The 24,444-nt window shown below is 61.1% G+C and carries 16 protein-coding genes and 2 pseudogenes; 7 read left to right on the top strand and 11 right to left on the bottom strand.

Annotated elements, in window-relative coordinates:
* Positions 1-61: 61 nt before the first annotated feature.
* The 4 genes from LDO26_RS00090 to lexA are packed head-to-tail and all read right to left on the bottom strand — an operon-like array spanning position 62 to position 5,791.
* Entirely contained in the window at positions 62-3,154 is a 3,093-nt protein-coding gene (locus LDO26_RS00090; protein ID WP_232129033.1) for an error-prone DNA polymerase, read from the bottom strand.
* On the bottom strand, positions 3,130-4,563 hold the full coding sequence (locus tag LDO26_RS00085) for a Y-family DNA polymerase (protein ID WP_232129032.1): 1,434 nt from the start codon (positions 4,561-4,563) through the stop codon (positions 3,130-3,132). Before LDO26_RS00085 ends, LDO26_RS00090 begins: the two co-directional genes overlap by 25 nt.
* Before the next feature lie 3 nt (positions 4,564-4,566).
* The gene (gene imuA / locus LDO26_RS00080; protein ID WP_232129031.1) at positions 4,567-5,181 is read right to left on the bottom strand and encodes a translesion DNA synthesis-associated protein ImuA; all 615 of its coding nucleotides are present in this window, start codon (positions 5,179-5,181) and stop codon (positions 4,567-4,569) included.
* 1 nt (position 5,182) lies between these two features.
* The gene (gene lexA, locus LDO26_RS00075) at positions 5,183-5,791 is read right to left on the bottom strand and encodes a transcriptional repressor LexA (protein WP_232129030.1); all 609 of its coding nucleotides are present in this window, start codon (positions 5,789-5,791) and stop codon (positions 5,183-5,185) included.
* A gap of 149 nt (positions 5,792-5,940) precedes the next feature.
* On the opposite strand from lexA, the gene LDO26_RS00070 reads away from it, so the two are divergent.
* From LDO26_RS00070 to LDO26_RS00060, 3 genes are read left to right on the top strand one after another with little or no spacing between them, the layout of a single operon-like run.
* A complete protein-coding gene (locus LDO26_RS00070) occupies positions 5,941-6,936 on the top strand; it encodes a hypothetical protein (RefSeq protein WP_232129029.1) in 996 nt (331 codons plus the stop codon).
* Positions 6,930-7,691, top strand: coding sequence for a hypothetical protein (locus LDO26_RS00065; RefSeq protein ID WP_232129028.1), 762 nt, complete (start codon positions 6,930-6,932; stop codon positions 7,689-7,691). The genes LDO26_RS00070 and LDO26_RS00065 overlap by 7 nt, the downstream gene beginning before the upstream one ends.
* On the top strand, positions 7,688-13,066 hold the full coding sequence (locus LDO26_RS00060) for an NACHT domain-containing protein (RefSeq protein ID WP_232129027.1): 5,379 nt from the start codon (positions 7,688-7,690) through the stop codon (positions 13,064-13,066). Before LDO26_RS00065 ends, LDO26_RS00060 begins: the two co-directional genes overlap by 4 nt.
* Before the next feature lie 25 nt (positions 13,067-13,091).
* On the opposite strand, the gene LDO26_RS00055 is transcribed toward LDO26_RS00060, so the two are convergent.
* The 5 genes from LDO26_RS00055 to LDO26_RS00035 form a co-directional block, all read right to left on the bottom strand.
* Positions 13,092-14,165, bottom strand: a complete 1,074-nt coding sequence (locus LDO26_RS00055; RefSeq protein WP_232129026.1) for a DUF5677 domain-containing protein — start codon at positions 14,163-14,165, stop codon at positions 13,092-13,094.
* Positions 14,166-14,433: 268 nt separating this feature from the next.
* Complete coding sequence (locus LDO26_RS00050) at positions 14,434-15,174, bottom strand: abortive infection system antitoxin AbiGi family protein (RefSeq protein WP_232129025.1); 741 nt, start codon at positions 15,172-15,174, stop codon at positions 14,434-14,436.
* Between the two features lie 135 nt (positions 15,175-15,309).
* Positions 15,310-15,912 (bottom strand): hypothetical protein, encoded by a 603-nt coding sequence (locus LDO26_RS00045; RefSeq protein ID WP_232129024.1) that lies wholly within the window; start codon positions 15,910-15,912, stop codon positions 15,310-15,312.
* 47 nt (positions 15,913-15,959) lie between these two features.
* On the bottom strand, positions 15,960-18,422 hold the full coding sequence (locus LDO26_RS00040) for a nuclease-related domain-containing DEAD/DEAH box helicase (protein WP_232129386.1): 2,463 nt from the start codon (positions 18,420-18,422) through the stop codon (positions 15,960-15,962).
* A gap of 163 nt (positions 18,423-18,585) precedes the next feature.
* Positions 18,586-20,070 carry a Fic family protein gene (locus LDO26_RS00035; protein WP_232129023.1) on the bottom strand — a complete coding sequence of 495 codons (1,485 nt, stop codon included), beginning with the start codon at positions 20,068-20,070 and terminating at the stop codon, positions 18,586-18,588.
* Positions 20,071-20,398: 328 nt separating this feature from the next.
* Here LDO26_RS00035 and LDO26_RS00030 point away from each other — a divergent pair, with 328 nt between their 5' ends.
* Positions 20,399-21,613: a DUF6161 domain-containing protein gene (locus LDO26_RS00030; protein ID WP_232129022.1), complete on the top strand. Its 1,215-nt coding sequence runs from the start codon at positions 20,399-20,401 to the stop codon at positions 21,611-21,613.
* A 68-nt stretch (positions 21,614-21,681) separates the two neighbouring features.
* On the opposite strand, the gene LDO26_RS00025 is transcribed toward LDO26_RS00030, so the two are convergent.
* Positions 21,682-21,903, bottom strand: coding sequence for a helix-turn-helix transcriptional regulator (locus LDO26_RS00025; RefSeq protein ID WP_232129021.1), 222 nt, complete (start codon positions 21,901-21,903; stop codon positions 21,682-21,684).
* A 525-nt stretch (positions 21,904-22,428) separates the two neighbouring features.
* Here LDO26_RS00025 and LDO26_RS00020 point away from each other — a divergent pair.
* The 3 genes and pseudogenes from LDO26_RS00020 to LDO26_RS00010 all read left to right on the top strand — a co-directional run.
* Positions 22,429-22,752, top strand: a pseudogene (locus LDO26_RS00020) (integrase arm-type DNA-binding domain-containing protein); the annotation flags it as partial.
* A gap of 29 nt (positions 22,753-22,781) precedes the next feature.
* A pseudogene (locus LDO26_RS00015) lies at positions 22,782-23,018 on the top strand (integrase core domain-containing protein); the annotation flags it as partial.
* 141 nt (positions 23,019-23,159) lie between these two features.
* Positions 23,160-23,891: a hypothetical protein gene (locus LDO26_RS00010; RefSeq protein ID WP_232129020.1), complete on the top strand. Its 732-nt coding sequence runs from the start codon at positions 23,160-23,162 to the stop codon at positions 23,889-23,891.
* Positions 23,892-24,203: 312 nt separating this feature from the next.
* Here LDO26_RS00010 and LDO26_RS00005 read toward each other — a convergent pair.
* A partial coding sequence (locus LDO26_RS00005; protein ID WP_232129019.1) for an integrase core domain-containing protein occupies positions 24,204-24,444 on the bottom strand: 241 nt, incomplete at its 5' end.

Genomic DNA, 24,444 nt, shown 5'->3' with positions numbered 1-24,444 from the left:
AAATCCATTGGCACCCGTGCCCCAACGCCTTAGTTTCCTGCACTATCTCGTTTCAAGCGCCTCACCTGAAATCCCTGCTCCTGACATCCAGACTGCTGAGCAGTGGGGTCAGGTCATGCAGCCGCCTGGCGATGAGGTGGCGCACGCCGTTCTCGGCCTCCAGCTTCCCCTCCACCATCAGCAGCCGCGATTCCAGGAACGGCCTCCGCTGGCGCTCGGCCAATTGTCTCCACACCACCACATTGATCATGCCGTGCTCGTCCTCCAGCGTCACGAATGTCACGCCGCTAGCAGTCTGTGGGCGCTGACGGCCGACCACCAGCCCCGCGGCAGCGATATTGCGCCCTGATGGGATGTCCAGCAGCTCCTTCGAGCTGGAGCAGCGACGTGTCCGTAGTTGGGTACGCAGCAGTGCCAATGGGTGTCGCCCCAGCGTGGTGCCGAGCGCGGCGTAGTCCGCTTGCAAATCCTCGCCGACAGTCGGCAGTGGCAAGGCGGCCTGCCGTTCGCGCGGCTGCGACGCCGCACCCAGCAGCGGCCACCGCAACTCCACGCCGGCCACCGCCCATCGGGCACGATGGCGATGCCCAGCCAGCGCCCGCAGCGCGTCGGCGTCGGCCAGCAGTTCCCGCGAGCGTGCATCGAGCAATGCACGCTCGCACAGGTCGGCGACATCGGCGAACGGCTGCACTACCCTCGCCTGTTCGATTCTGCGGGCATCGTCCTCGTTGAACCCGCGCACCATCCGCAGGCCCATGCGAAGAACGAAGTCGCCGCGCCTGCTGCCCTCCAATGTGCAGTCCCAGTCGCTGTAGCGCACGTCCACCGGTCGCACCTCGACATTATGACGGCGCACGTCTTGCAGTAGTTGATCAGGACTGTAAAACCCCATCGGCTGGCTGTTGAGCAACGCACAGGTAAAAGTCGCGGGGTAATGCTGTTTCAGCCAGCAGCTCGCGTAGGTCAGCAGCGCGAAGCTCGCCGCGTGCGACTCGGGAAAGCCGTAGCTGCCGAAGCCCTTGATCTGCTCGAAGATGCGTGCGGCGAATTCGGCCGAATACCCCCGCTCCAGCATTCCCTTCGTCAGCTTCTCGCGGTGATGCTCCAGCCCGCCGTGGCGTTTCCACGCCGCCATCGAACGGCGCAGGTCGTCCGACTCGCCCGGCGTGTAGCCGGCGGCGACCACCGCCAGCTCCATCACCTGTTCCTGGAACAGCGGCACGCCCAGCGTGCGCTCGAACACCTTGCGCAGCGCCTCGGATGGATAGGTGACCGGCTCCTCGCCGGTGCGCCGGCGCAGGTATGGATGCACCATGTCGCCCTGGATCGGCCCCGGTCGCACGATCGCCACCTCGATTACCAGGTCGTAGAAATTCCGGGGCTTCAGCCGCGGCAGCATCGCCATCTGCGCCCGTGATTCGATCTGGAACACGCCGATGGTGTCGGCGCGGCAGATCATGTCATAGGTGTCCGGATCTTCGGCCGGGATCGTCGCCAGCGTCAGCGCTTTGCCGTGGTGCTGCTGCACCAGGTCGAAGCAACGGCGCAGCGCCGTCAGCATCCCGAGCGCCAGGATGTCCACCTTCAGCAGCCCCACTGCATCCAGATCGTCCTTATCCCACTGGACAACCGTGCGGCCCTCCATCGTCGCGTTCTCCACCGGCACCAGCATGTGCAAGGGTTGCTCGGAGATCACGAACCCGCCCGGGTGCTGCGACAGGTGCCGCGGAAAGCCCACCAGCTCGGCAGTCAGCGCCAGCACCCGCCGGATCACGGGACTGTCCGTATCGAAGCCCTGCTCGCGCAATCGCTCGATGGATGGCAGCGCATCGCTCCAGCGACCGATGCAGCCGGCCAGCGCGTCGACCTGATCCGGCGGCAACCCCAGCACCTTGGCGACGTCGCGTACCGCGCTGGCGCCGTGATACGTGCTGGCGACCGCGGTCAGCGCGGCACGATGCCTGCCGTATCGCTCGAATACGTACTGGATGACCTCTTCCCGCCGCTCGTGCTCGAAGTCGACGTCGATGTCCGGCGGCTCGTCGCGTTCGCGCGAGACGAAGCGTTCGAACAGCATGCCGATGCGGTCGGGGTCGATCTCGGTGACCCCGAGCGCATAGCAGACCACCGAGTTCGCCGCCGAGCCACGGCCCTGACAGAGGATGTGCTGGCTGCGGGCGTAGCGCACGATGTCGTGCACGGTCAGGAAGTAGCTCTCGTAGCCAAGCTCGGCGATCAGCGCCAACTCCTTCTCGGCCAGATCCCGCGCCTTCTTCGGAACCCCGTCCGGCCAGCGCCACTGCAAACCGCTCTCGGCCAGCTCGCGCAACCAGGAGGTGGCAGTCTGCCCCGCCGGCACCAGTTCGTGCGGGTACTGGTAGCGCAGCTCGCCGAGATCGAAGGTGCAGCGCCGGGCGATGCGCTCACTCTCGGTCAATAATTCCGGCGGATACAGTTCGGACAGCGCCACCAGCGGTCGCAGATGCCGTTCGCCATTCGGGAACAACCGCAAGCCGGCTTCGGCGACGGTGACGTGGTGGCGGATCGCGGTCATCACATCCTGCAACGCGCGCCGTCCGCGCGCGTGCATGTGCACGTCGCCGGCGGCGACCAGCGGCACTCTCAGCGATGCGCCGAACACCTGCAGTCGGGCCAGCTTCGCGCTATCGTCCTGGCCGCGGTGCAGTTCCACCGCGATCCACAGCCGTTCCGGAAACAGCTCGCGCAGCCAGTTCCCTTCATGGGTGTTCGCCGCGACATCTGGAATCCACAGCGCCAGCAGCCCGTCCGTGCCGTCGTCGAAGTCCTCGCGCAGCAGCCGGTACTCGCCTTTCGGTGCGCGCCGGCGTGCGGCGGTGACGATCCGGCACAACGCCTGGTAGCCGGCCAAGGATTCGACCAGCAGCACCAGCTTCGGGCCATCCTCGACTTGCATCTCGCTGCCGACGATCAGCGGCAGGCCAACGTCTTTCGCGGCCTGCCACGCTCGGACGATCCCGGCCAGCGTGCACTCGTCGGTGATCGCCAGCGCCGTGTAACCGTGCCGCCTGGCGCGCTCGAACAGTTCGCGGGCGCTCGATGCCCCACGCTGGAACGAGAAGTTCGACAGGCAATGGAGTTCTGCGTAACTCACGCGAACCAGCCGTGCAACCAATAGCTGCCGTCATCGCCCAGGGGCCGATAGACCCAGGCACGCTGGCCCGTGTGCAGTTGTGCGATGGAATAGTCGCGGCGGATATCAAAGCCGTCCCACCAGCCCGACTCGATGCGTTCGGCGTCGCCGAGGATACGCGGCACCGGCCCACGCAGGGGTATCGGCACCGGCAGCAGCCAGCCGGGACGTACCGGCTTCGCTGGCACCGGACTTGGCTTTGCTCCCCGCTTCGATGACGACGCCGACTCGCCACGCCATGCCTGTCCCGGGCGGTGGTCTTCATGCGTGCACAGGCCATGCACCGCGTTCTCGCCCAGCCGCGCACGCAGGCGTTCGCGCAACTGCTCCCACGGCATCGCCTGCTGCGGGCGTTCGTCGAACAGCTCGCGGTGCGCCGGCACGAACGCCGGCAATTCGTTGGCGACCAGCGCGATCGCGCGTACTGCCGCCGGTACCTCCGCCTGCTCCAGCCGGCCGCGCGCCAGCTCGAACAGCAGCGCCGCGTCGCGCTCGGGCGCCAGCAGCCCCACCGGCACCGCCGTATCCGCGCGTCCTTCGTGCTCCAGGTGCAGGGCGAACCGCTGCACGCCGCCGTCGCGCCCGGCCAGGAACGCGGCCAGATCCGCGGTCAGGCGCTTGAGCGGGAACAGCAGCGCCTGCGAGGACTCGACCTCGTAACCGAGTTCGATGCGCATGGCGAAGCGATCCGGCGGGCGATACCACTCCAGCGGAGAGTCGTGCTCGCCCATCAGTACGTCGATGTGCCGCAGCACACCGGCCGGGAAGCGCCGCATCAGCCCGTCGCGTGGCATGTCCAAGACCTGCCGCAGCGTACGCAGGCCCATGCGCGCAAAAGCGGTCGCCGCCTCGGGCATGAAGCCGGCCCGCTGCACCGGCAGTTGCCCGAGTACCCGTCGCATCGGTTCGATGCTGGCAACGGCAATTCCGTCGTGTGCGTTCGCCAGCACCCGTGCCGCGGCGGCATTCGGGGCGGCGACGATGCGGTGGCGGAAGCCTAGCGCGGTCAGTTCTCCCCGCAGCCGCGCCTCGAACCGCGGCCACGGCCCGAACAGGCCGAGGCTGCCGCGTATCTCAAGAATGAGTGCGTGCGGGTACTGCGTGCTGACCTGCGAGCTGAAGCGATACGCCCACGCGGCTAGGAACTGGTGCCATCGTGCTTCTTCGGATGGATCGTATTCACTCGTGGTGAAGCCTTGCGCGAGCGCCTGGGCCGCGGTCAGCGCCATGCCGCGGCGCAGGCCCAGCGCGCGCGCAGCGGGGTTGACCGCGTGCAGCACGCGTCGCTGTTGCGACCCGGCGACCAGCGCCAGCGGCGCATCAGGTTCCGCGCAACGTCGCAGCACGCCGTCGAGCGCGAGCCGCGGCAAGAGGATGCAGGCCCAGCGCATCGTCTAGCCTGCGAGCGAGATTGGCCGTGGCGGCGCCAGCCCGCCGCGACACTTGAGCACACGCAACTGCGATGGCTGCGCGTCGATGGCGATGCGTAACGCCGCCGGCGAGGGATTGCGCGCTTCGGTGAGCGGCCGGGTCGCGAATGCCAGCGTGCGTCCCGACTCCGCCGCGACCTGCAGCCGGCGCAAGGCGCGGTCGTCGGCCTTCAACGGCCAGCTCAGTACCGCGCCGCAGCTGCCCGAACGCAAGCACTGCTCGGTGGCCCACAGCGCATCGCGTGGGGACGAGGCCTCGACGACCTGCAGCGTCCGTAGTTCGATTCCGGCTGCCTGCCAGGCCGGCGCAAACGGCACGTAGGGCGGCGCGACGAGCACGATGCGTTCACCGGCCTGCGACAGCCGCGCCAGCGTCGGCCACAGCAGTTGCAGTTCGCCAACCCCATCGACCGGAATCAGCAGTTCGCTCAGCGCCGCTTCCGGCCAGCCGCCGCTCGGCAGGGCCGCGTCCAGCGCGTCAACGCCCGTCGGCTGCGTACTCGGCGGCAGCGGCGTCGGTTGCCCCCTCCACACGCGCCGCTGGTGCAGCAGCGCGTCGATCGCGACGACGGCGGCCATTTCAACCCCGTCGCACCAGGCCGCAAAACACGCCCTCGATCGCGAAGTCCTGCCCCGGCTCCACGAGGATCGGCGCATAGGCCGGATTGCGCGGCAGCAGGCGCAAGGCATCCTCCGTCCGCGACAGCCGCTTGATCGTCAGTTCGCCGTCGAGCCGCGCGACGACCGCCTGCCCGTCACTAGCCTCGGGCGTGCGCTTCACTCCGACCAGGTCGCCGTCGAGGATGCCGTCCTCGATCATCGAATCGCCCTGTACCCGCAGCAGGTAGTCGGGGGTCGCGGAAAACAGCCGGGCATCCAAGGTCAGCGTGTCGGCCAGCCCCGCATCGGCCCCGATGGGGCTGCCAGCCGCCACCCGGCCCAGCAACGGCACTCGCAGCAGGTCGGCCCGCGCCCGCATCCCGACTGGCCGGATGCCCCGCGCCTGCCCTGACGTGACTTCGATCAGCCCGGCCTCGGCCAGCGCCAAGACGTGTTTGCGCGCCGCCCCGCGCGTCGCCAACCCGCAGGCAGCGGCGATCTCGGCCAGGGTCGGCGGCTGGCCGTGCCCGGCCACCCGGTCGCGGATGAAGCTCAGGACAGCGGCTCGGCGGTGGCTAAGGGCAGACATGGGATACATTTGTACCCTTACTGCTTCACTTTCGCCACCACTCCGCTTTTATCCGAAAATATGTATTTATAAATCAATAAATTAACTCATATGTTGCACGGTAACTATAACAATGTTATCGTGCCTCAACTCTGTTACTGTAGCTTTGCATGGAATACCTCGGCATCCAACGCTACCTGAAGGAAGTTCTCGGGTTCGCCGCGCGCGTTCATCCTTGGGAGGATGTCCAACGGCTGCCGTTTTATCTCCGCGACGTCTACGACTTCGCTGAAGTCACCTTATTCAACGCGCCTTGCGTGCTGGTCATTGCCGACCGTCCTCTCGAAATCGAAGCTGACATCCGCCGACACCTCGACGTGGTGACAAAGCACGCGTCTCGCGAAGTGCTTGCGATCTACGTGACCACGGCGTTGGCGTCCTACGAGCGCAGGCGGCTGATCTCCCAGCGCGTTCCGTTCATCGTGCCAGGCAACCAGATGTTCTTGCCGCCCCTGGGGGTAGACCTGCGCGAGTACTTCCGTGATCGCCCAGACACCACGAACAACGCGTTGAGTCCGGCCACGCAGGCATTGCTGTTCACCGCCCTGCTTCGCCCCTGGGAGGACGAAGTCCATCCAGAAAGATTGAACGAGCGGTTCGGCTACACGTCGATGACGGTATCCCGCGTCACCCGGGAACTAGAGGCCGCCGGACTGGCCAAGGCATTCGCTGTTGGGCGGGAAAAATGGCTGAGGTTCGACCAAGGGCCGAGAGACATCTGGCAGCGCGCGCAGCCCTGGTTGCGCAGCCCTGTACGAAAACGTGTCTGGGCAAAGCAAGTCATCGAGTTCAAATACGGCGCTCCTCTCGCCGGATTGAGCGCCTTGGCCGCCCAGTCTGCGTTGGTGGAACCAGCGTATCCGGAACGGGCTATTTCCGGTGAAGACTGGAGAAACGAACAGCGCGACAATCTGTTCAAAACGTTCATGATATTGCACGCACCGGAGCCTGGCGCGACTCACTGGCAAGTCTGGCGCTACGACCCGAAACATCTCGCCAACCATGGACTTGTCGATCCATTGTCGCTGGTGATCAGCCTTCGCGACGAAACCGACGAGCGCGTGCAGCAAGCCGTTGATCTGCTGGAGTCCAATCTGCCATGGTGAGGGGCCTCGATCGCTTCCGCGAGCACTTCGCTGGATACGAGGATCGCTATGTGCTCATCGGCGGCACCGCTGCGACGCTAGCAATGGAAGAAGCTGGCCTCTCGTTCAGGGCCACCAAGGATCTGGATGTTCTCTTGGTCGTGGAAGCGCTCGATGGCGCCTTCGGCGAACGGATGTGGCAGTTCGTGACTGCTGGCAGCTACATGATCCGGCAAAGTAGTAGCAGGCACCCGAAACTCTACCGATTCCAAAATCCGGCCGACAATAGCTATCCGCAGATGATCGAACTGTTCTCCCGACGGCTCGACAACCTAGTCTTGGACGATGGCGCCCAGCTCACTCCGCTGCCGATCGACGAAGCGGTATCCAGCTTGTCAGCCATCCTGCTGGACGATGCGTACTATGGTTTCATCATGGAAGGGCGCCGGCAGGCCGAGCAGTTGGCATGGATCGAAGCCGATCGGCTCATCCCGCTCAAGGCCAGCGCGTGGCTCGACCTGAACGCACGCGCGGCCGCGGGCGAGCACGTCGATACCAAGAACATCCGCAAGCACATGAATGATGTGTTCCGGTTGTCGCAACTGCTCGCTGGCGACCAGCGCATCGCCCTGCCGGAGAAGGTGGCGCAACAGCTGGGAGAATTCCTGACTCACGCGGATCGGGAAAAGGTCGACCTCAGGAGCCTGAAGATCGCCGGCCCCAGTCAGGGAGAGATCATCGGACGGCTTCGCAGAGTCTATGGAGTTCCCGGATGACCGGAGAGCACGCCCGAGGCCAGTCTCCCGAGTTGACGGGCGGCGCCGGATTCGTCTACGAAGCGCATGTTGCGGCGTACTACTTGACCGCGCTGCTGGCGGAGGCATCCGCGCCGGGACTGAATCATCGGATCGTCAGACGCGTAGCGCTGCAGCAGAAGAGCGCCGGCGAACCTCTGGACGACGTCATCGTCGACACGACCGGTGCTGACGGCCAGGCCCGCCTCAGCCTGCAGGTGAAGCGTCAGCTGACCATCAGCAGTGCGCCGACAAATCCCGACTTCCGGGAGGTCGTCCTCAACTCGTGGCACACACTGCAAAAACCGGGTTTCCGTGAGGGCGTTGATCGCTACGGCGCCGCGACGGGCACCGTCTCCGCGCAACGCCTGCGCGAACTGCAGCGCGTCTGCGAGCTGGCGCGCAGCAGCCTGGATGCGACCTCCTTCTTCGCCCGTGGCGGTGAACAGGGCAATGCAGGGCAGGACTTCAACGAGATCACCGGTCACTTCCGCACCATCCTGGCCGACAACGGTCTCGATGCCTCCAACGACGACCTTCTCCGGCTGTTGAAACACTTCGTGGTCATCCAGTTCGATTTCCTCAACGAGGAATCAACCCATGCATCGGATGCCGTCGAAAAACTGCGGGCATTCGTTCCCAGCGAACGCCAGCGCGCGCCGGATCTTTGGCAGCAACTGGCGGGCATCGCCCGCGATGGCGCCGGCCGCGCCGCCGAATATGACCGCCCCGCCCTGGTTGCCCGGCTCAGCCCCCATTACCACCTGCTCCCTGCCCCTTCGCATCGCGCGGAACTCGAGACCCTGGAGCGATTCTCTGCCCACGGCGTCGCCAGCATCGTCACCGATATTGCCGGCACGCGCATCGACCGCGACCAGCTACGGGAACAGGTTCGACAGGCATCGGAGCAGCATCGGTTCGTGCAGATCCGGGGGTTGCCCGGCAGCGGCAAGTCGGTGCTGCTCCACGACCTCGCCGCCGGGCACCGAACAACCGGCGCTGCACTGTTTCTGAAATCGGATCGCCTCCAAGGAAACAACTGGATCGATTTCGCGGCCACGTTGGGCCTATCCGTCACGGATCCACGGTCGCTGCTGGCCGATCTGGCCGCCTCCGGCCCACCGATCCTGTTCTTGGATGGAATCGACCGGATCGGTGGCCCGCAACGCAACATCGTCATCGATCTGCTCAATGCGATGTTCGCCGACCCCGACAGCCCTTGGAAGGTCGTTGCTACGCTTCGCGACACGGGAATCGAACCCCTGCGCAACTGGCTTCCGCAGGCGGCAGTCGGACAAGGCATCGGTTCGGTCGAAATCCCAGCGTTCAACGACGCAGAAGCCGAAGCGCTCTCCTCACAGCAACCAGCGCTGCGACCCCTGCTGCTCGGCAACCCGAGAATCCGCGCGATCGCCCGCCGGCCGTTCTTTGCCTCGGTGCTCGCAAGAGCTGCTTCCCATGCCGATGGTTCCGGCGCGCCCGCTCCGCAGTCGGAAGCGGATCTGATCAGGGAGTGGTGGAAGCGCGGTGGCTATGCCGCGGAAGCGGTATCGGTGCTACGAAGAAAGCGTGCACTGCTCGAAATCGCCAAGAAGAGCGCCAGCCGGTCGGGCCTGAACGTCCCGCTTTCAATGCTGACGCCGGATACCGTTGCCTGCCTGCACGAGCTGATCGACGACGGGATTCTTCAGGCGGTCGACGACGATCGATACCGATTCGCGCACGACATCTACTTCGAGTGGTCGTTCTATCAGGCTCTCAAGGATCGGGAAGACGACTGGATCACGGGATTGACCGAAGTGGGCGAGCCCCCGGCGCTCGGTCGCGTCGTGGAACTGCTCGCCCAGTCAAAGTTTGCCGCCGGCGACTGGGCTACCGGCCTGGAAGCCCTGGAAGCCTCCCGGCTAAGGACGCAATGGCGGCGGGCGTGGCTGATCGGGCCGCTGACGTCGGCGGATTTCGAAGATCACCAGGACGCATTCGAGTCGGTCGTATCGGCCGACGGATATAGACGACTGAGCCAACTTTTAGTGTGGTTCCAGGCCGAGCGGACAACACCGAACTCACTCGTGTTGGAGGGCGCCAGCTTGGGCTTGTCCACCCCCGAGAGAATCCAACTTGCGGATCGTCTCGGTTGGCCTTCCGACCCCCAGGCATGGCGTCGCCTCATCGACTGGACGCTTGATCGGGAGGAGCGTTTTCCCGCGGCGCTGATTTCCAATGTTGTTTCGATCCTCGAGGTCTGGCAGAACGCAACCTCGATGCACGCGAATCCGGTTTCGCAACGCATCGTCGACAAGGCGCTGGAATGGCTGATCGATATCGAGAGCCGCCGGCATACGAAAGGTCTGCCGCGCGATCTCGGTCGCTGGAAGGAGGGGTCGAACTGGGAGACACTCGACCCGCTCGAATCCTCGCTTCGGGCATTGCTGCTCAACGCCACCCTCGCCTATCCGGCAAAGGTGGCGCAATACCTGAAGCATCTTGGCGAATCCGAAGGCTGTCGCCGGCAGGCCATCTCCGATGTGCTCGCCTACTCAGCCGTACTCACGCGCACGATTCCGGACGATCTGGTGGGGCTGTTCGGCAGCGAAGTGCTCACATTGCTCCCGGAAGACCAACTCCTGGAATGGGAACGGGAAGCGGAAGAGCGATTGCAGGAAATGGAGCGCGTCCGCGCGTTGCCGGAGGCCGAGCGCAACAGGTTCGAGCGATTCCTGAGTCCGGTGCACATACCGTCGAGCCTCGACGATCACCACTGGCGGGAACTCTCCATCGACGAACCGCATGGAATCTACTTCCCGGCCTCGCCGTTGCGTGAGCCGTTCGCGGCGCTGTTCGAGCATTCTCCGAGCAACGGGCTTGCCCTGGTCAGGACGGTATCCAACCACGCCACTGCCGCCTGGCGGCAACTGCATCGACACTCCGACGAACGGCGCGGGACACCCCTGCCGTTGGAACTGGAGTTTCCCTGGGGCCGGCAGACCTTCTGGGGAGACCACATGCAGTACGAGTGGTTCCGAGGGCGGAACGGCAACTATCTGCTTTCATCGGCATTGATGGCGCTCGAGCGATGGGCGTTCGATGAGATCTCGAAGGAACGCCCGGTCGACGAGGTTGTCCGTGACGTCGTGGAAGGGCACGAAAACTGGGGCGTGCTGGGAATCGCCACGGCGCTGTATCTGGAAACGCAACACGTGTCCCCAGTCAGCTTGGCTCTCGTCGGATCTCAGCGTCTGTGGAAAGTGGACGTGATCCGCCAGTTGCATGACATGGTCGACAGTTCCAACCTGACCGGATTTGGAGGCTTGCTGGGGAACAAGACATCCGACTTCCGACATCTGGAAGCGGTTAGGACGAGCAACCAGCGCCGCTGTCGCGCAGGGAGCCTGCGCCAGCTTGCCTTCCTGCACGTCTTCGCCGAGGACGAGGCCATCCGTACGGCCGCAAGCGCTGCGATCACGCGCTTTCCCGAGCACTTGCCTTTCACATATGAGGAGGAGGCGCAGGATACGGATCATGTCGCGGATCTGCGCACAACGGCGGAAGTCTGGGCCGAACTCGCCAAACAGGAGAACTACCGGGTCAGCCCCGTGGAGGGCGACGAGTCCCAGATCCTGATCGAACTCGACAATCCGCGTGCGCAAGCGCCGGATGTCCAGGCATCGCTCGCGCGCGCCGCTGCTGACATGCAACCCAACAGCCTCTGGATATGGGCTTCCAGATACTTCGAGACCGGCCATCCTCCGGAAGGTTTCACGATCGAGGGCGCCGTCCAGACGGCACAGGCAATTGATCATGCGGAACTGTTCAACGCACAGGCGGATCCCGATCTGACGCTGGACGTGACCAAGGGAGCAGTCTGTGCAGTCGCTGCCATCGTCAAATGCTTCGTGGACGAACCGGGTTCCGCACTGCGCGCCTGGGCGTCGGACGTGATTTCCCGCGCCAACAGAACGCCGGCAGCCAATCTGGACAGCTGGTCGTCGCGCACTGCGGCTCCTTGGCACCCGGGCATCTACATCGCCCACGCGGCGGCCGGAGACATTCGCCACGATCGTGATGTCGAGGCCGCCAAGTCGATGCTCTTCGAACTTTGCGGGCACCCGCTGGAAAGCGTCTCGATGGCCGCTTTCGCCAGCGCACTCTCATGCTGGAACGAAGACGATCGCTTCGCCTGGATCGTCGTCGAGCTCGCAGTCCGGTTGGCCGGAGGAACCCGGCACGACCACTCGATTCCGCAATCCGAACGCGCCGCGAATAGAACCGCCGAAGCCAGACAGGCAGTGTCCGATGCGCAGACCTCATACGAGCAGGGCCATGCCTATCCGGAGATATCGCTCCCTCCTGCGCCATGGGTGGAGACACCAGAGCACGATCGCGATGCCCCGCCCCGCGCCCGATCCTCGCCCACGGCGCAGCGGCGTTCCAATCGCTTCTGGAATGCCGACACCGCCGGCAGCATCCTGAAGCAGATTCCGATCGAATCTATCATCGGAAATCCGGATCGTCGCGCGCAGTACCTGCGCTTCATGGACGGACTGCTCGACTGGACGATTGAGTACCTCGATCCCCCATGGGCAAGGGACGCCAATGAAACAAGGAGGCGACGTGCCGATATTGGAAGCTGGGTCGCCGACTATGCTGGCATGATCGCCCGGCTTGCACCGCACCTACCTGCGGACGAGACGATATCCCGCTACTTGCAACGCATCTTCGCTCTCGACGACGAACTATGCGCGGCGTTCTTGAATCCGCTGGTTTCTCACCTGACAGCAATCGTGATGGACGAGGATGCCATGCCTGAGGATCTCGTCGTGATCTTACGGGCATGTACCGACCGTGTGCTTGCGGATCATGCATTCGATCCACGACGCCGTCGGGATTCTCTCTACGGATTGGATCTTCCCAATCTCGTGCGCAATCTGTTCTTCATCGGTATCGAGCAGGCCAATGGCGCGACCCGGTTTGCGAACGGCGAGTGGAAAGATATCGCCGCGATCCTGCCAATCGTCGACAAACTGATCCGCACTGCCGGATGGATACCCGAGGTCATGGCATGCTTCCTGAAGTTGTGCGAACGGGCGGAGGGCAGCTACCCCACCGAACTGTTTGCCGACCAAGTGTTGACGGTACTGCAGGGGCAGGATTTGCCTACATGGAGAAACACCATTCTGCCGGGCAGGATCGCAGGACTGGTGCAAGCAAATGCCGACAGGGACGCCCCGCTCGACCTGCCGGTTTCACGCAAGTTGCTACAGGTATTGGACTATCTGGTCGACATGGGAGACCGACGCAGCGCAGCACTTCAGATCAGCGATGCATTCCGGGATATCCGCCTTCCGGCGCGGGGCTGAATCTCCGCGGGAGGCTTTCCTACTACTACCGAGATCTCCGCCTCGCTTTAGCCCGCTTAGCCGACTTGGCTTCCACATCCATCGCCAGCGGCCCGATGTCTTGGCTGATCCTCCCGACGATGCTTGCCACCACCAATCTGTCGGCATTGGGCCACGTCGTCAGGAACGCCACCCCTGCGGTATGCAGCGAAATTGCGGTCATGTGTATGGGATCGACCATTCCGCTGTTGCTCGCGCCGGTCAAGTGCCCCTCCAACTCCGCTTCGGACATACCAAGAGACGCGAGAGGTGGTCGATATCCCGCGTGCACATTCTGCGAAGACCAGCGTACGCGAGGCCGCCAATGGTCAAGTCCCGTGTCGCGCTCGATGTCAACCAGGGTTACTTTTCCCTTCTCTTTGCCCAACGCCTCCCGCGCCCAGCCATAGTCCTCGCCGAGCCCCTTCCCCAGTCGCTCTTGCATCGCTGAGCAATCGCGCTCAGCCTGCTCTAGCTCCTGATCGCTGAACTTGCCCAGTCCTGACCTGTCGGCGTACTGGTTCATCTGATGCATCGCACTCTTTGCCTTGAAACTAAAGCTGGCGATGTACCTCTCCGCTGTTAGCTCGTCGTGGTGCGCAACAAAGAAGGCAATCACCGCCGTCTCATGGAGCGTTCGCCAGCGTGCCAGCGCGCCATCCGCGAACCCGCCCTCGATGAGGCATATGATCTCCCGCGCCAGTAGCAGAGATTTAACGCACAGGTTGTTCAGAGCTGCGAACGTACATGGATCGTCGCGATGCTCATCGTTCCATTCCACGACCAGGCTTTCGGCAGACTCCTCGATGACGCGGATCATCACTCTGAGCTGATCCAGCGGCAGCTTCCACCTGCGTTTGTTGCGATTCTCAAACCCGCGTGCATTTGCCTTTTCCTCCGCGAGCATTTCCTTTGAACGTGCTTGCAGCTCTGCGCCCAGGATTTGTGACATCTCCTCCAGCCAGCGCGGGTACTCACGTTCGACGACCTGCTCCAGCTGGTCATCGCTCAGACCTTTCCGCTTGGCCTGCTTGGCCAGCCCCTCGATGACCTTAACTAACTCTCGGTGCAGTGTATCCATGCTCCAACCCATCTGAAATCATGCAGCACAAGAAAATCAGAAGCGCATAGAAAGATCGTCGATATGCAGATGATCCACGATCACAGGCTTAGGCGAGCCATCACCAGGCGGGTAATTCGTAATGGCGGCGCACAACTTCCGAAAGACGCCCAAAGATCCGCACTACGGAAAATTCCAAACTGGCTACAAGAATGATCGATTTTATCTAATGTCCCGATCACAGACACGCGATCACATCCACTTTTTCACACGACAAATGAGGCTCCATTCAGACGACAGAAGCCTTGATATCCAAGCGCTGCCGAGAATCTATCAACTTAGTTGCATACCACTTCATCGGCCTTCTTGGATCGACGAATAGGATGCCAGGAAAATGGGCTTCAAACGCGTCGATCTCTTCGTTCGGGCAAAGACCAACAAACACATCACGTTCAGCGAACTCCACTCCTCCTTTGTGGTAAGGCTGACGCCATTCGCGCTCCCACCGAAAGTCCACACGGCCCACCGGCGCCGCCTGAGCGCCAAGTGGCCGGATCTTCTCACCAAAGACGGCAAAGAGCGGGAGTAGCTTCTCAGCAGTCCTGCCATTAGTCTCGGTAAGCCGGAAGAGTTCCTGTGCGACTGAGCTCTTATCGCCAGCTTCGTTATTCAAGTACAAAACCGGCGAAACCGCTTTCTTCGCAAGATTATTCTTTAGAAATACAAGCCCATAAGGCTCCAGATCGATGTTCCGATACTGCACCTCCAGCAGGCAGTGGATTTCATCCAGCGGCGTCTCGGTGAAGCACGTCGCCCCAAAGAAAGATTTTAGATCATCTTCCTCCATCTGGTTCGTGAAACCACCGAATCGTATGTCGCTGACAAGTGACGCCCCAGGTTTTACCTTGCGATCCCGGATGATCCGCTCAAGAACATCAGAAGCGGAGCTTTGTTGTGTCCGCTTCGTGAGATGAACAAGAAATGGTGAAATATCGCCCCGAAACAGAAGAATATCGTCAATACTTCGCATGACCACTTCTCCCCCGAATACTGTTCTCTAGCAGCAGGCCTGATGCGTGCGCAACATTTGCGCCAGTACGAGACTTGCTTGCGCATCGACTCCAGGTCAAGCCCGACACGGCGGCGGATCATTTGATATCACGTGCTAAACGTCCAATTGCGGTGTATGACGGCCCGCTCTTTCATGCCAGAACTTCTCAATCTTGGCCCTTTCGGCTTCCATGTGCGCTACAGGATCCCATTCCCCTCGGCGCCTTTCCGAGAATCCAGCCTGAGCGCGCAAACGCGCTGCCAGACGCGCTGCAGCAATACCAAGGTCCGCGTACTGGTACTGACGCTGCTCATAAAATTCTTCATAGTCCGGCGGCATCGCAGCGTACTCAGCAGCATCGGAAATAACGCCGTTGGCAACTTCAATGCGATATGGCAGGTCTAGAATTTCGTACATCAAACTGGTAGGCAACGATTTCCATTCGACATTCAACAATTCTGGCCGGAACTCCGGTGTTCGCGCTTGAATCTCGCGAGATCCTTCGCGGTTCGGCTGTCCTTGATACAGCCCATCGTCATTGACGACACGCAGGCATCCAGCGCTGAATCTCTCCAAGGCGCCTGAGACTACGACCGCCAAGTAGGCGACATCCTGCTTCTGCTTCTTTCGCTGCACCAAGTATTCCCGCACGTAGGTCAGCCCAGCGCCGACGATAACGCCGAGCAGGCCGAACGCAGCACTAATCCATTCGTTCACGATACGACTCCGATGCTAGCGTTGACGTCTCCCCTGAGCGCCAACCCTCATGTGCTGTTTGGCGTATAGACCCCTTTTTCGATCTTTCTCAGATGCTCACGCTTGTACGCCACGCCACATGCTTGGGCGAAGTCTCGCTTCCAGACCTCGTACGTCAGTTCTTTCGGAACTAAGTAACGACCGTAGAGCTCCCTGGCCATATCAGCCACCCTTATGTTCTTGCCGGGCGGAAGCAAATTGACGAGCGAATAGACGAAGCCCAATGCCGCATGGTACGCGATACGCCCGCCCGAGATCTGGTCGAATCCCACCAGATCACGAGTCAGATCACGCTCTGCGAGCGAAAGCGCTGCCCCAGCGGCAAGTGATAGAGGCAGGGACTTCCTCTCCACATCGCTCAGCGACTTCGGATTCTCCACGTTGACAAGACTGTCCAGCACCCTGATCTCGTCGATCATTCGGTCATCCGGACAGTCAGGCACCGTTTCCTCGTCCCTGCTGCAGATTGAGCACTGCCACACGTCATCGCTGGATAACGGGCTCAATCGCTGTGGCGTGACAATCGAGCACACGCCGCAAGCACGTAACCTATGGGGCATGCCTCCAGGGCCGTCCTCCACCGGGTTGCTCACTGGGGACCCGCGTTGGATTTCCCGCAATGAGGATTCATACCAGTAATAGATCGGCCATGGATAATGCGAAGCGATGTAGTCGATCCAATACAGCGATAGCTCGTTCTGCACTACAACAAGCCAAGCACCCCACTCCCTTAACCATCCGATCTCGACACTCTGCAAGTCAAACCACCGCGGTGATAGATCGGCACGAATGATCTCGCCCGTCTGGGCTTTCAATCGCGCATCACTGGCCTGCTCCACATTGCCCGGCTCGGCCATGACAGTTGCCTGAAACAGGCAGCGCGCACCCTTTACTCCGAGGAACTCTGCGTCATACAAAGCAATGCAGAGTGTTGTGGCGCGCGAGTACGCGCAAAAGAGCTCGGCATCGTCCATCTCTTCTGCACTGCATATGACGACGACGGGGGACTCCATCCCTCTAAAGCGGGAAAGCGTATGGCGTTGGGCAGCGGACTTCCCATCTCCCTCTAAGCGACCAAACTTGCTGAGCACGACGATATCGGAATCGGGTATGCCTTTCTCAGCGAGCATGACAAGCGTTTGGGACAGCGATTCAAGCATCCCGACGACCAGCACTTCCTTCAACGTATCCACTTCCAGCTCGCGGGGCATGTGAAGCTGATAGTCCGATTCCTTGACGGATTTCAACCGCTGGTAGACAGCCTTCGGAGAGCGAAGAACAGTAGTGAGGGCAAACGGCTTGGCAACCCCCACTAGCTCGCATAACCTGGGCAAGGAAACCCGACCTTGTTCAAACGCGAATACCTGCGTTTCGTCACAGAAGGCCAGCATTTGGCCTTCGGAATGCCAGCCGCACAGCCACTCGAGCCATTCCGCCCTGAATGTCTGCGCTTCGTCTATCAGCACCGCGTCGAACGGCTGGATTTTGCCTCGCGAGACCGCGTTCCGGATATCCTCCAGGCACCCATCCTCAAGCCAGCTCGTGTCTGTCTCTCCGCCATCCTGCCGGGATCGTGCGGCCGTGGATGCGCACAGCGAATGCCAGGTTCCCACTTTCAGCAGCTTGTTGCTCCCGATCTGGTTCCGGATGTATTGGGCTAGAAGTGTGTTGAACGTCAAGACTAGTACCCGCTTGCCTTCATCGAGCAAGCGCCTGGCGCTCTCGATCAGGATCAGCGTCTTGCCAGTTCCTGGCCAACCCGTTATCACTTTCCTGTTGCCCATGATCGCATCGTCGACAACAGCAGACTGCTCAGGGGTCAAACGCAGCCATACCTGTTCATCCCAGACAACACGAGCCGCCCAGGAGGGAGTTCCATCGAACGACGGGCATATCGTATTGATCAGTGCCTTCCTGCGCTCTTCTCCCAACGGCGGATTGGCAAGGGCGGTCTTCCAGTAGGTCATGATCTCTACGATCCGCTGCCCGATACCCGGCAGGTTCGCCCTGTCGATCACGATTGATTCGGGCGGATCGACGGTGACATCCGTCAAGGCGAGGCTGGCGATCTGGCCGTTGAAGTCGCTATCGGGAAATATCAGCGCATAGCCGATCTTCAGCCGCAAACCGGGCTTCACGCCCAACCACCTCGCCAAGCCGTGCGTACTTGTCCGAACCTGCTCCACTGCCCGGGTGGTGGCTCCAGAGGTGACGTGCACGAAGGCCAGACCCTGCACCTTGTGCGCACCGCCTTTCACCTCAACCGCCAGCACACCCAGGCTCGGATGGACGATCAGGAAGTCGATTTCCCCGGTCACCGCCTTGACCCCGGCAATCTCGCGGACAGCCGCACTGAGCCATGGGAGACTGTGTATTACCGTGAATCCATCTTCCAACTGATCCTGTAGAAGATGATAGACGAGCTGCTCTGCCCGGCTGTCTGTAGGAGCCGGCCCACAATTTGGAATCATGATCGCCAAATCAGATTCTCCAATGCATCCCTCTGCGCTTCAGCTTCCGACGTCGATGGCTCCATATGCCGCCGCGAAGCGATGCCTGACTACTTCACTCGATACCTAAGTCGTCCCGCTGACACTTCCTCGGCTGGCGAAAGTGGAATGCAACGATCCGAGCTTAGGGAAACACCAGTTGGTAGCTACGCAAATCCTCCTGGAACGCATTACAGCGCACCAATGACTCCCGCAGGCCCGCTCTCTGTTGCGCGTAATCGAATGCACCCGACCATCGCTGAATCCGGATCATCGCCGCGACCAGTGGTTCGGCGTCGCGATTGTGGCTGAGCGCCTTGAGCGGCGACAGGTAGTCTTCGCGATAGATCGTCGGGATGATGATCCGGCTTTGTTGCTCCGCGCTCAGCACGCAATTCATGGCCAGGCGTGCAGTTCGACCATTGCCGTCAAGAAACGGATGCACCTCGGCGACCACGAGCATCGTCATCACCGCCCGCGCCAGCGGATGAGCCAACGCCTGGATGCGCTCGAAGCCCTCCCGCAATGTCCCCGGCACCAGCTCCGGCATCACGAAGAACGTGTTCCCGGCCTGGTTGGGCCGATCCTTCCACTCGCCCGGCCGTTTGTCGGGACGCCGCTGCATGACCAAGGCGTTGACATTGCGCAGCCAATGCAGGAAGTCCTCTGCTGTCAGCGGTGGCTCGTCGCGCCAGGGGCGCGTCACCGCGGCGTTGAAGGTGCCCAGCACGTCGTGGGAGTCCTCGCTGCGGTTCTCGATGATCTGGCCGTGGAAGACGATGTCTTCGGCCTCTTCCACCGTGAACGTCGTGCCTTCGATGTAGTTGGAGAAGTAGGCTTCGAAGAACGCGAAGTTCTCGCGCGCCGTCCCCGTCGGCGCTGGATCGGGAACATCCGGCAGCGCGCCGGCGTTGAGTGCAGCGAACAGCGCATCGAAGATTTCTAGCCTGAGCGGGTCATACGGCCTTCCGGCCGCTCGCGCCAGCGCCTGCCTCGCCGTCAGTTTCCTTGCCTCCTGGGTACCGAGCAGCGCACCGATCAACCCGTCCAGACGTTTGAACTGCGCCCGATATCCCAGCGTCTCCGCGATGCCGCGCGCTTGGTCGCGCAACTGATCGAGTCGGTGTTCGCCGCCGATCATCAGCACGCGATCTAGCGACTCCTCGACCGCCTGCTGCGGCAACACCCGGTCTGACCAGCCGCGACCGCGGGTCAGATTTTCCAGATGACGGCGCGGATCGCTGGACAGGTACAGTGCGCCGTAAGGGACATCATTGGCGGGAACATCCAGACGTGGTCCCGGCCCCGGCACGACGTGTACGGTCAGGCCCGGCAACTCCAGATCCCGCCGCGTCTTGCCCCGCGTGATCACCAGACTATTCTGGCGTGGCCTGCCGTCGAACGCGGATCGGTGCGAGATCACGCCGCCGGGCAGCAGGTGACCGACGATCGCCTGCCAGTGGCGCAGCACGACCGCTTCCGGCGGGCTGTCCAGATTCGAGGTGTAGATGCCGGCATACAATCTGCGCAGCCGTCCCGCCGCGGCGAGACGCCGGACGCGCCGGGCGGCGGCGTGATTGGTGTCGTCCGGGATCAGGAGTTCCGGCAGGGCGTCCAGATTCTGAGGCATTGGATGCTTCGGACCGCGGGAAATGTCCGTATCATAGCCTATATCTTGGCCTATTTGTCCGAAAATTGACGAATTTAGCACCAAGACCGTCAACTGCCGCTTCGCCAGAATGATGAGTTCCTCTCACGCGGAGCGACGCCGATCAGCGCGCTGTACCGGTCACCATGCTCCCGATCCAACACGATCTCGCCGCACGCCGGGCAGTAGTCGTGTCCTGCACACGTCCTGCAATCAGACTTGCCCGCTTTGTGAGGTAGGGGTCAAGATCTGTCTCTATCTTCGCTGGCACGCTAGGCTGCCTCTCCCGGGGAATCTAATTGGGGCGCGGATGGGCAAGCTAGTGCCAGCCATCATGGTCGAACCTTGGAAGACGGCCAGAAAGCTTGAGTTCTCGAGCACTGAGCAGTTGGAGGCTTGGGCAAACGATGAGGCTGCCGCGTGGGATATGCCTGTGGGCAAGAACCCGCAACTTAAGCAAATCGTTGAAGCCCAAAAGAGCACGTTTAGCGGCTTGGCAGAGCGCGCGCGGCGGCTGGGCCAACAACTTGGGGCGGATGATCAAAACTCGGAAGCTATTCAAGCTGCGAGGAATGACTTCCACAACTCGACTAATGCGCACCTTGAATCCGTCAGGTTAGGCGGCGTTCTTACTAGCGACCATCGGCTATATCCGGACATCCGATCTCTTGCTGAAGTAGACAAGGACGCAGCCGCACTTTTGCTAGCCGCATCGCTAGGGAAAGATAGCAGGGTCGTCTCACAACTGTTCCCAGCGAATCTTCCAACATTGAAGCTCGTCGTTCGAGCCGGCTTAACTCGCCATGCCGGACTCGGCGATATGAAGGCCTCGCTCGACAGCCACATCCGCTCGCTAGCTACCGTCAAGAACAGGGGGGATGAGGCAGCGAAATCAGTTGAGGATTTTTTTGCGCAATGGATCAAAAAAAGGGATGATGATGACGAAGAACAGCAGAATGGAAAGCGTGAGCGCGCACTGGAATGGGCTGACAAGCTAACCGCTATCGATGATGAGTGGAAGGCTCGAATCAAGGTCTATGACGAACAGATGGCTCTCGCCGCTCCGACAACATACTGGTCTACACGAGTGACCAGGTCGGCTATTAGCGCGGCTATTTACGGCGCAGCATTTATCGGGCTTGTTGTTGCCGGAATGTACTTCTTCATTACCGATGCGATCCCATACCTAAAGGAGGTTGTTGCGCCTGGGGCGTCAGTAATAACCGCGATCCTGCCAGTTCTTGTCCCAACTTTCGTTGGCATATGGTTTCTCAGGATCATCAGTCGCCAACTGTCAGAAAGTCTTCAGTTGATGAAGGATGCTGGCGAGCGTGTGGTTATGGTCAAGACATTTCTCGCTTTGATGAATGACGAGATTCGCGGCAAGGCACTCGTTACAGACGACGACAGACTACTAATCCTGCACTCGCTATTTCGTCCCTCTAGCGTTTCGGCAACTGACGATGCGCCCCCGGTTCATTGGTTTGACATTCTCTCCAAGAAATTTGGAGGATCCAAGCCGTGATGTCGAGAAGATTTTGGAGCCAGTTCCCAGCAGAACCGCCCTAGCTGCTGGACTTAAAAGTCGCAGGTTCAAATCCTATCGCCCGCGACACAGTCGTTGAGCCTTTCCATCAGTGCCCGGATGTCTTCGGCCCGCCATGCCGTGATGCGCGGCCCAAGCCCGCGAACCGGATGCGGGAACCTTCCTGACTTCACGCCCGCCCACCAGGTGTAACGCGCCACGGGAATCAGTGGCGGGACGGCCTCGGCCTTCGGCGTCGCCGGCTTGCCGAGGATTTGCGTCAAGCGCACGTCGCCGTTTCGGGGAGCTGCACCATCTGTCCATGCGATCCTATGACCAACGAGAACATCTTCCATCGGCCAAGACGTTCGAGGAAGTCCGTTGTGCGTTGGCCAACACATGACAGCAAAGACTCGCTTATTCGCGATGTCATGCGCCGCAATTCGCCGCGACTGCCCTACTTGCGCATATAGTCGTTGTTGGAGCTAAATGTGGGGTGAACGGCGTACGCAACCGTATGAAAAAATGCATGCCCCGCAGTGCGAGGGAATTTACTTCGACCTTGGTGGGGTAACGATTGGGGTAACGGCTCTCGCCCCTCGGAAAAAACGCTTCGACGGCACGTACTTAGGTGCCGATTCGAGTGTCGCCACCTCCACCATTCATCCTTCCAAGCGGTTCCAAGGAAGTACAGAGAACCCGCGGACTCCGCGGGTTTTTTTTGCTTTTCGTCCACGAGATTCCAGTTGGATCCAGTGGAATCTAAGGCTGATTGTCGGTAACCCTGTCGGTAAGCGGGCGCCAGGCCCGGGCAGTTGCCGCAGGGAGTTACCGCCATCCGCAAGGCCAAGCCCGGCGATAAGCCGGTCAAGATCGCCGGTGAAGGCGGCCTCTATCTGCTGCTATGACCTGACGGCGCACGATGGTGGCGCTGGGACTACCGGCGTCCCCACACCGGCAAGCGCAACACGCTGAGCCTCGGGACCTATCCCGCCACCGGCCTTGCGGACGCGCGTGACAAGCGCGACGCGGCACGCAAGCTGCTAGCTGCCGGCGTCGATCCGGGCGAACACCGCAACGCGGAGAAGGCGGCCGGACAGGAGCGAGCAGCCAGCAGCTTCGAGGTCATCGCCCGTGAATAGCTGAAGAAGCAGTCCTGGGCACCCAGCTACGACTGCGCTATATCCAGCCCAGCAAACCGAACCAGAACGCCTACATCGAACGCTTCAACAAGACCTACCGCACCGAAGTGCTCGACGCGCACCTGTTCGAGGACTTGGATCAGGTCCGGGAGATCACCGACACTTGGCTGCAACGCTACAACGATGAACGCCCGCACGAGCCGCTCGACAACCTGCCACCGAGCGTCTATCGCCAGCAATGCCAGGGGGAAACCTCTCTTTGAATGCGCTACTTGACGGTAAGGCTAAGGACTGCCATACGCACAAAAAGCCCCACTTCCCCTCCTGAACAGCATGCACAAACCGCCTTCGCCTTCGCAGATATACTACCGAAGCCCATATGGGCCAAGCGGAAGGGATCAACCATGAAATTGGCAACCATCCTGCTCATGATTGCAGGCCTGATGTGTTTTACCGCCTCTAATGATGCTCACGCCCAACATTTTCAAGTTCGAATAAAGAATCTTCAGCAAGCTGCATACAATATATCTTGCAAGGAAGCGACCGGGCGCACGAACTGGTACAGCACTGGCACGCTTACAACCACGACCGATTCTCGCTGGCAGTGTGCCAACTCTGCAGATTGCGAAGCCAATATCTGGCGTCTAAGATTTCATCGTAACTCTGCCAACTCAGCAGAAGGCGGACGATGTGAGACCGGCTATACTTCGACCTTGACTGGAGACGGGATATTCACCGCTCGTCTCTACATTCACTCCAATGTTTTACAATCAGATGGCGTGTTCACCATCGCCATTATGCCTCCGGTGTTCACCACTGAAGAAGAGCTCGACCTGCTGGTCATTAACGTCCGGGAAGGTGAGGTTGTCTCGGGGACACCTTTTAACGGCCTGTCTATCCCAATCAACCAGATCAGCCAGAGATGGCTGAATGTCCAGATGACAAAGTTCGGACAATCCTGCTACGTACAGATAACTCCTGATGCGAGCAGCACCCCAATTGTAAGTGGCGGTCCAAATTATTGTAATTTTAATCCTGATCAGAACCGAATCGTGATCAATTCACGCGCTCGAAATGGCGGAAGCTATAAAGATTCTTTTGTTACGATTTCCAGGGTCAGCTGGGAAGCCCTATAATCTAGTCCTTCATCGACGAGCACATCTGTGACCGGACGTCTCCTCGACACAGCTGGTCGCCAATAACAACTTTGTTGAGTGCGCGCTCCCTGCGTCATGCTCGAAGACAACATGATATAGGTCAAATTGTAGATCGACGCACGAATCATCCAGCAGATCAAGGCGAGGGGGACAAGGTGGCATAGCTGGATAACTTCTGCGGCACTGGAGCAGGCGTTGATCACCCGCTTCGGAACCCTCGGGCAGTTGCAAATGCCCTTCCTGCTGCGCTCGGACAATGGCTTGGTGTTCACCAGCCGCGACTATATGCGCCTAGTTGTGTAAATCCAGCACGTTGTTCAGCGTAATGCGTGAGATGGGTGGCTTGTAGCCGAGGCTGGCGTGAGGCCGATGCCAGTTGTAGTGATGCAGCCAGCCGTGGAAGGCGTTGGCGCGTTGTTCGGAGCTGGTATAGGAGCGCGCATAGGCCCATTCGCGCAGGCTGGTCTGGACCAGTCGCTCGGCCTTGCCATTGGTGCGCGGGGTGTAGGGTCGCGTGCGCAGATGACGCATG

The organism is Proluteimonas luteida (genome assembly GCF_021191695.1).
GTDB lineage: Bacteria > Pseudomonadota > Gammaproteobacteria > Xanthomonadales > Xanthomonadaceae > Luteimonas > Luteimonas luteida.
Note: the sequence above shows the minus strand (reverse complement) of the source record. Positions and strands in the feature narration are given on the sequence as shown.